The organism is Roseateles sp. (assembly GCF_031397715.1).
Lineage (GTDB): Bacteria > Pseudomonadota > Gammaproteobacteria > Burkholderiales > Burkholderiaceae_C > Paucibacter_A.
In genome coordinates this window covers 1-7,703 of the sequence record NZ_JANNMI010000164.1, presented here as the reverse complement: position 1 = coordinate 7,703, position 7,703 = coordinate 1, and the positions used below count along the sequence as shown (strand labels likewise).

The 7,703-nt window shown below is 66.2% G+C and carries 5 protein-coding genes; 4 read left to right on the top strand and 1 reads right to left on the bottom strand.

Annotation, left to right across the window (positions count from 1 at the left end; translation table 11 throughout):
• On the top strand, positions 1-1,498 hold a 1,498-nt coding region (locus tag RMO57_RS07120; protein WP_310385374.1), incomplete at its 5' end, for a M3 family oligoendopeptidase.
• A 25-nt stretch (positions 1,499-1,523) separates the two neighbouring features.
• Here RMO57_RS07120 and RMO57_RS07115 read toward each other — a convergent pair.
• Positions 1,524-2,327, bottom strand: coding sequence for a hypothetical protein (locus RMO57_RS07115; RefSeq protein WP_310385373.1), 804 nt, complete (start codon positions 2,325-2,327; stop codon positions 1,524-1,526).
• A gap of 190 nt (positions 2,328-2,517) precedes the next feature.
• Here RMO57_RS07115 and imuA point away from each other — a divergent pair, with 190 nt between their 5' ends.
• The 3 genes from imuA to RMO57_RS07100 form a co-directional block, all read left to right on the top strand.
• Entirely contained in the window at positions 2,518-3,387 is an 870-nt protein-coding gene (gene imuA, locus RMO57_RS07110) for a translesion DNA synthesis-associated protein ImuA (RefSeq protein ID WP_310385372.1), read from the top strand.
• A complete protein-coding gene (locus RMO57_RS07105; RefSeq protein ID WP_310385371.1) occupies positions 3,338-4,684 on the top strand; it encodes a DNA polymerase Y family protein in 1,347 nt (448 codons plus the stop codon). Before imuA ends, RMO57_RS07105 begins: the two co-directional genes overlap by 50 nt.
• Positions 4,684-7,703 (top strand): error-prone DNA polymerase (locus RMO57_RS07100; protein ID WP_310385370.1); only part of this gene is annotated, 3,020 nt, incomplete at its 3' end. The genes RMO57_RS07105 and RMO57_RS07100, both read left to right, overlap by 1 nt.

Sequence of the window (7,703 nt, the reverse complement as noted above, 5' to 3'; positions counted from 1 at the left end):
CGGCGAGGCGATCTCCTTCGTCAATGCGGAAATCGCCGCGCTGGGCCGCGCCAAGATCGAGGGCTTCATCAAAGCCGAACCGGGCTTGGCCAAGCACAAGCAGTCGCTGCAGACCATCCTGCGCATGGCCGAGCACGTCTTGGGCACAAAAGAAGAAGCGCTGCTGGCCGCCGCCAGCGAAACGCTGCAGCAGCCGGGCCAGATCTACACCTTGTTGACCAATGCCGATCTGCCTTGGCCCAAGATCAAAATCCGCGGCAAGACCGTCGTGCTCGATCAGGAGCAATACACCGCTTACCGTTCCGACTCGGACCCGAAAGTGCGCAAGCAGGTCTTCGACGCCTTCTGGCCGGTCTACAAGAACTATGAGCGCACGCTCGGCGCCGTTTATGCAGCCAATCTGCGCGGCACCGTCTACAACGCCAAGGCACGCAAATACCCCAGCAGCGTGGCGATGGCGCAGGCCGAATACAACATCCCCGAGGCCGTCTACCTGACCCTGGTGCAAGAGGCCAATGCCGGCCTGCCCACGCTGCACCGCTACCTCAAGCTGCGCAGCAAGGTGCTGGGTCTGAAGCAGGCCGGCTACCAGGACATGTATGTGCCGCTGGCCAAGCCCGCCGGCCGCTACACACAGGCCGAAGCCGAGGCTTTGACCTTGGCCGCGCTGCAGCCGCTGGGCGCGGACTACACGCAAAAACTGAGCGCTGCCTTCAAACAAAACTGGATGCACTCGGTGCCGCAGCGCGGCAAGCGCTCGGGCGCCTATATGAACGGCGCGGCCTACGATGTGCACCCCTATCTGTTGATGAGCTACAACGGCGACTACAACAGCGTCTCGACGCTGGCGCATGAGTGGGGCCACGCGATGCACACGGTCTACTCGAACTCGCAGCCCTATGAGACTTCGGGTTATGCGACCTTCATCGCCGAGATCCCGTCGACCGCCAACGAGCTGCTGCTGGCCGATTACATGGTCGCCAACGCCAAGACCCGCGACGAGAAGATCTTTGCGCTCAGCCAGCAGTTGGAGAACCTGCGCGCCACTTTCTTCCGCCAGGCCATGTTTGCCGAGTTCGAACTGGCCGCCCATGCGGCGGTCGAAAAGGGCGAGCCGGTCACCGGCGAGAGCCTGAGCAAGCTCTATCTGGACCTGCTCAAGCGCTATCACGGCGACGCCCAGGGCGTGGTCAAGATCGACGATCTCTACGGCATTGAGTGGGCCTATATCCCGCATTTCTACCGCGATTTCTACGTCTATCAATACGCCACCTGCATCAGCGCCGGGGCCTTCTTTGCCGAGGGCATTGCCAACGGCGACACCGCCATGCTGGCCCGTTACTTCACCCTGCTCAAGGCCGGCAACTCGGCCGACCCCTATCCGCTGACCCGCGCCGCCGGCCTGGACTTGGCCACGCCGGAACCCTACCGCGCGCTGGTGCGGCGCATGAACCTCGCGATGGATCAGTTGGAAGGCTTGCTGGCGCAGCAGCAGTAGCAAGCCTCTTGGGCCAGCGTCGGCGCTAAAAAGGCCGGCGTTGGCGCGATTTTGAGGGCGACTCAGCAGTAGCAGCAGAACCGAGGCGGATACGCTGCCTGACCCGCACGCGCCGCGGCGCTGGCTGCGCCGCTTCCTGCACAGTCGCGGCCAGCGGGTCGGCCGCTTGATGGCTGGCTTGCCGGCTCGACCTGGCCCGCACCAACTTGACCGCGGCCTGTTTGCGCATCTGCGCCTGCGCAGCATGGAAAAGCCCGAACAAAACCAGCGCCGTGATCGCCCAGGGTTTGATCTCTTCGAGCAACTGCTCGGTCATCACCGCCAACTGCCGAGCGCCCAATCGGCGCTCTTCTTCTGACAGCGCCCGGCCGGCCGAGTGCGCGGCCTCATCGCGTGCAGACTTGGCCTCATCCAGCCGCCGAGCCAGCCGCTCTTGCTCGGCTTCGCCCGCGGCCTGCGCATTTCTAAAGTGGTCGCCGGTCAGTTGGTGCAGCTCACCGCGCAGGTCCTTCACGATGTTCTTGAGCTCGGCGGAGATCAGCACCTCCTTGGCGCCGCCGCTGAACAGCTCTTGTTCGGCCTGGATATTGGGCCGCGGGCCAACGCCAGGCAAGGCCTCACCCTTCACCAACACCGCCTCGAACTCGGCGCCGGGATGCTTGGCCAAGTCCATCAGCAAGAGGCTGTTGCCGCCCATGCCCGCGAGGGCCTTGATTCCCGTTTCGGGCTTCAAGACCAAGCTCGGCAAGGGGTTGAGTTGAACAAAGAAATCCGCGTCACGCTGCTCCTGAGTGCCCTGATCCAAGGCCTGCGTCACGGGCATAGCCATGCTGGCCTTGGCTGCAAGCAGCCCAGCCAAGCAAAGCGAAATTCCACGCCGCCTCTGGTTCATCAGACACCTGTTATGCATCGACACCCACGCTAGTGCGCCCGAGCAGGATTCTAAGAGCGTAAATGTCTGTTGGAGCTAGCCGAATGAGCAGTTGTATACTGTACAAAAATACAGTGTTGATCAACCCATGCTTGCCGCCGACTCCAGCCCATCAACGCCAGCAGCGCCAGCAGCGCCGTCACCGTCATCAGCCGCCGCCAACAGCGCCCGGCTGGAGGGCTTGCTGCGGGCGCAAGTTTGGCGCGCCAGCAGCTTAGGGTCGGGCCACAGCCCCTGCGTAGGCAGCGGCTTTGCGACCTTGAATGCCGAGCTGCCGGGCGGCGGTTGGCCGACGCAAAGCCTGAGCGAGATCCTCACCGACGGCTGGGCCGGCGTGGAATGGCGGCTGCTGGCGCCGGCCTTGCGCCCGCTGCTCTGCGGCGCGCCGGCCCGGCCGGTCAAGCGCGGCCGCACCGAAAACCACGCCGAGCGCCCGCTGCTGCTGATCAACCCACCGCTAACTCCTCATCTGCCCGGCCTGCAACGCGCCGGCCTGCCGCCCCAGCGGCTGATCTGGATCGCGCCGCAGACGCCGGCCCAGCAGCTCTGGGCGCTGGAGCAAGCGATCAAATCAAACGCCAGCGCCGCCATCCTGGCCTGGCTGCCGCACGCCGCGCCCGAGCAAATCCGCCGCCTGCAAAGTTGTGCCCAGGCGATGGATGCGCCAATTTTTTTGTTCCGCCCGCTCAGCACGCAAACCCAGTCCTCGGCCGCGCCGCTGCGCTTGTGCGTCAGCGCCGGGCCGGGCTGGACGCTGCAGCTGCGCATTCTCAAGCGCCGCGGCCCGGTGCGCGAGGGCTGCTTGATTCTGCCGGCGCTGCCGGACGATCTGGCCCAGGTGCTGACAGCGCAGATACTGAGCCGAGCCCAGCCACAGCTTCAGCCGCCCAACACCGTGGAGGCTCGCCATGCATTGGCTCGCCCTGCTCCCCAGCCCGCCGCAACCATCCTCCGATGAGTCGCCGACCTGCAGCGCTGACCCCGAACAGAGCCTACAAGCGCTGGCTTGGTGGGCGCTGCAGTTCAGCCCCAAGGTCGCGCGGCTCGAAGAAGCGGTGGTGCTGGAGGTGGCCGCCAGCCTGCGCCTGTTCGGCGGCGCCGACGCCTTGCATGAACGGGTGCTCGGCACCGCCGGCCAGGCCGGCCTGAGCCTGCAAGCACTCGCCTGGGCGCCGACCAGCCTGGCCGCGCTGGCGCTGGCCCGCGCGGGTGTCAATAATGGCCTGAGCCGACCCATAACTCAAATAATAGACGGTCTTCCCTTGCATTGCCTGACCGCCGTGCAGGCGCAAGCAGCCATGCTGGCGCGGCTGGGCTGCCGCACGCTGGGCGATGTGCGGCGGCTGCCGCGGGCGGGCTTGAGCCGCCGCTTCGGCAAGGCCCCGCTGCTGGCCTTGGATCAGGCACTGGGCCTGCAGCCCGAGGCGCATGCCTGGCTGCAGGCGCCGGCCGAATTCGAGGCCAGGCTGGAGCTGCCGCAGCGGGTCGAGAACGCGCAGCTGCTGCTGCACTATGTGCGCCATCTGCTCTTGCAGTTATGCGCCTGGTTGGCAGGCCGCCATGCCGGCATTCAGTCCCTGACCCTGCATTGGGAACATGACGCGATGCGGGCTCGCGATGTGGGCAGCGGCGGCTCTTTGACCATCCACACCAGCCACTGCACGCGCGACTTCGGCCACCTCTGGCGCCTGCTTGGCGAGCATCTGGCGCAGCTGACGCTGGCCGCGCCGGCCGGCGAGATTCGCCTGCAGGCCGGCGCGGTCATGGCGCTGGAGGAGCTCAGCGCCAGCTTGCTGCCGGCCGCACCCGAGCAGGCGCATGAGCCGTTGGCGCAGTTGCTGGAGCGCCTCTCGGTGCGCTTGAGTCCAGAGCGAGTGCGCTGCGGCAGCTTGCTGGAAGACCACCGGCTGGAGGCGATGCAGCAATGGCGGGCCTGGGCCAGCAACGGCCCTGCTGCGGTGTCCGCACAAGGTTCCACCTATCCGCAGCCGACTTGGTTGCTGAGCCCGCCACTGCGCCTGTCCATGCGCCAAGACCAGCCGCTCTATCAACACGCACCGCTGCAATTGCTGGCCGGGCCGCAGCGCGTCGAGGGCGGCTGGTGGCAGCTGGACGCGGCCTTGCCGAATGGCCACGCGCAACAACAGCGCGACTACTTTCTCGCGCTCAGCGCCGGCCACCTCGTGCTGTGGGTGTTTCAGCAGCGCCTGTCGGAGTTCGAACATGGCTGGTTTTTGCACGGGGTGTTTGCTTGATGAATGGCTACGCCGAGCTGCACGCGCTGAGCAACTACTCGTTTCTGCGCGGCGCCTCGACACCGGCCGAGCTGGTCGAGCGCGCGCATGCGCAGGGTTATGCCGCCCTGGCCCTGACCGATGAATGCTCGCTGGCCGGCGTGGTGCGCGCCCATGTGGCCGCAAAGGCCTTGAGCCACCACGTCGCTGCGCTCCTGCCCCCCGAGGGGGCGTCGACCGCCTTGGGACGGCCCGGCGCCGGTCGCGGTCTCAAACTGATCATCGGCTCCGAGTTCACCGTGCGAGACGAGGCAGGCGAGCCCTTGTTCAAGCTGCTGGTGCTGGCTCGCAATCTGAACGGCTACGGCAATCTCTGCCAGTTCATCACCGACCTGCGCCGCAGCGCCGACAAGGGCACGTATTGCCTGCGCTGGTCACAGCTGCAGCCGGCGGCCCTGGCCGACTGCTTGTTCATCGCCCTGCTGCCGCGCGCGGCCAGCGACGCACAGCTCCTGGCCCCGGCGCGCTGGCTGCTGCAGCATGTGCCCGGCCGCGCCTGGCTGGGTGTCGAGCTGCTGCGCGAGCTGGGCGATGAGATGTGGCTGCAGCGCCTGCGTGCCTTGTCGGAGCAGACCGCCTTGCCCCTTGTCGCAACAGGCGACGTGCATATGCACCGCCGCTCGCGCAAGCCGCTGCAGGATGTGATGACGGCGACCCGGCTGAACAAACCCATCGCCGACTGCGGCTTAGCGCTGCAGCCTAACGCCGAGCGTCATCTGCGCAGCCGCCTGCGCCTGGCCCAACTCTACCCGGCCGAGCTGCTGGACCAGACCCTGGTGGTGGCGGATTTGTGTCAGTTCTCGCTCGACGAAATCCGCTACCAATACCCCAGCGAGGTCGTACCCGCCGGCAGCACGCCCACCGCCCATCTGCGCGCCCTGACCGAGGCCGGCGCGGCGCGGCGCTGGCCCGCTGGAGTAACGAGTAAGCTGCGTGGCCAGATCGAGTATGAGCTGAGCCTGATCCAAGAGCTGGGCTACGAGCATTACTTCCTCACCGTGGCCGACATCGTGCGCTACGCGCGCCAGCAAAAAATCCTCTGCCAGGGCCGCGGCTCGGCCGCCAACAGCATCGTCTGCTTCTGCCTATTCATCACCGAGGTTGACCCGGCGCGCTCCAGCATGCTGTTTGAGCGCTTCATCAGCCGCGAACGCAATGAGCCGCCCGATATCGATGTGGACTTCGAGCATGAGCGACGCGAGGAAGTGATCCAGTACCTGTATCGCAAATACGGCCGCGCGCGCGCCGCGCTGACCGCCGTGGTCATCAGCTACCGGCCGCGCAGCGCAATCCGTGATGTGGGCCGCGCCTTGGGGCTGGACGAGGCCCTGGTCGAAAAGCTCGCCAAGGACCACAGCGGTTGGAGCGAGGAAAGCTTGCCCGACGAGCGCCTGCAGGCGCTGCAGGCCGAGCTGGGCTTCAGTACCGACGACCTGCGCATCCGCCAACTGGTGCGTTTGAGCCGCCAGCTGATGGGCATGCCGCGCCACCTCAGCCAGCATCCGGGCGGTTTTGTGTTGACCGAGGGGCCGCTCTCCCGGCTGGTACCGATCGAGAACGCCAGCATGGCCGAGCGCACCGTGATCCAGTGGGACAAGGACGATATCGACGCGCTCGGCCTGATGAAGGTCGATGTGCTGGCCCTGGGCATGCTGAGCGCGCTGCGGCGCAGCTTTGATCTGATCACCACACTGCGCCGTCTTCCCACCGACAGGGCTTTCGGCATGGCCGACATCCCCGAGGGCGACACCCCCACCTACGACATGATTTGCCAGGCCGACACCATCGGCGTGTTCCAGATCGAGTCGCGCGCGCAGATGTCGATGTTGCCGCGCCTCAAGCCGCGCTGTTTTTACGATCTGGTGATCGAGGTCGCGCTGGTGCGCCCCGGGCCGATTGCCGGCGGCATGGTCCATCCCTATTTGAAAAACCGTGCGCTGCCGCCCGCGCAGATCAAATACCCCAAGGACGAGCTGCGCGCGGCGCTGGAGCGCACCTGCGGCATCCCGATTTTTCAGGAGCAGGTGATGCAGGTGGCGATGATCGCGGCCGGCTTCAGCGCCGGCGAGGCCGACCAATTACGCCGCGCGATGGCGGCCTGGAAGCGCCCCGGTGATCTGGCCCGCTTCCACGAAAAAATCCTCACAGGCATGCGCGAACGCGGCTACCAGGATGAATTCGCCGAGGCGATCTTTCGCCAGATCAAGGGCTTCGCGTCCTATGGCTTCCCCGAATCGCATGCGGCCAGTTTTGCGCTGCTGACCTATGTGTCCTGCTGGGTCAAGCGGCATGAGCCGGCGGTGTTCTTGTGCGCTCTTCTGAACTCACAGCCCTTGGGCTTTTACACCCCCAGCCAGCTGGTGCAGGATGCGCGCCGGCACCAGATCGAGGTGCGCGCGGCCGATGTCAACGAGAGCGAGCAGATGAGCAGCCTGGAGACTATTGAAGGCCGTCAGCAACCGGCGGTGCGCCTGGGCCTGCATCTGATCGCCGGCCTCAGTAACGCCGCTGCTGAGCGGATAGCGGCGGCTCGCCGTAACGCCCATAACGCAGGCCCCTTCAGCGACGCGCAAGACCTGGCCCTGCGCGCCGAACTGGATCAGCAAGACCTGCAGCAGCTGGCCGCCGCCGACGCGCTGATGTCGCTGGCCGGCCAGCGCCGCCAGCAGGTCTGGCAAGCCTCGGCCCTGCAGGTCCAGCCGCGCCTGCTGCAGGGCTCATTCAGTGCGGATGAAGAGTTAGATCTGCCCGCCGCCCCCGAGGGCGAAGAAGTGCTCTGGGACTATGCCGCTTTAGGCCTGACGCTGCGCAGCCATCCGCTCAAGCTCTTGCGCCCGCGTCTGGCCAAGCTGGGATACAAGAGCGCCGAGCAGCTGCAAAACCGGCCCAGCGGCGTCAAGGTCCACGCCTGCGGCATCGTCACCGTGCGCCAGCGCCCGCAGACGGCCAAGGGCACGCTGTTCGTCAGCCTGGAGGACGA

Excerpts from the sequence above, each read along its gene's own strand:
- RMO57_RS07115 (WP_310385373.1), bottom strand. The coding sequence starts at position 2,327 with ATGGCTATGCCCGTGACGCAGGCCTTGGATCAGGGCACTCAGGAGCAG.
- imuA (WP_310385372.1), top strand. The coding sequence starts at position 2,518 with ATGCTTGCCGCCGACTCCAGCCCATCAACGCCAGCAGCGCCAGCAGCG.
- RMO57_RS07105 (WP_310385371.1), top strand. The coding sequence starts at position 3,338 with ATGCATTGGCTCGCCCTGCTCCCCAGCCCGCCGCAACCATCCTCCGAT.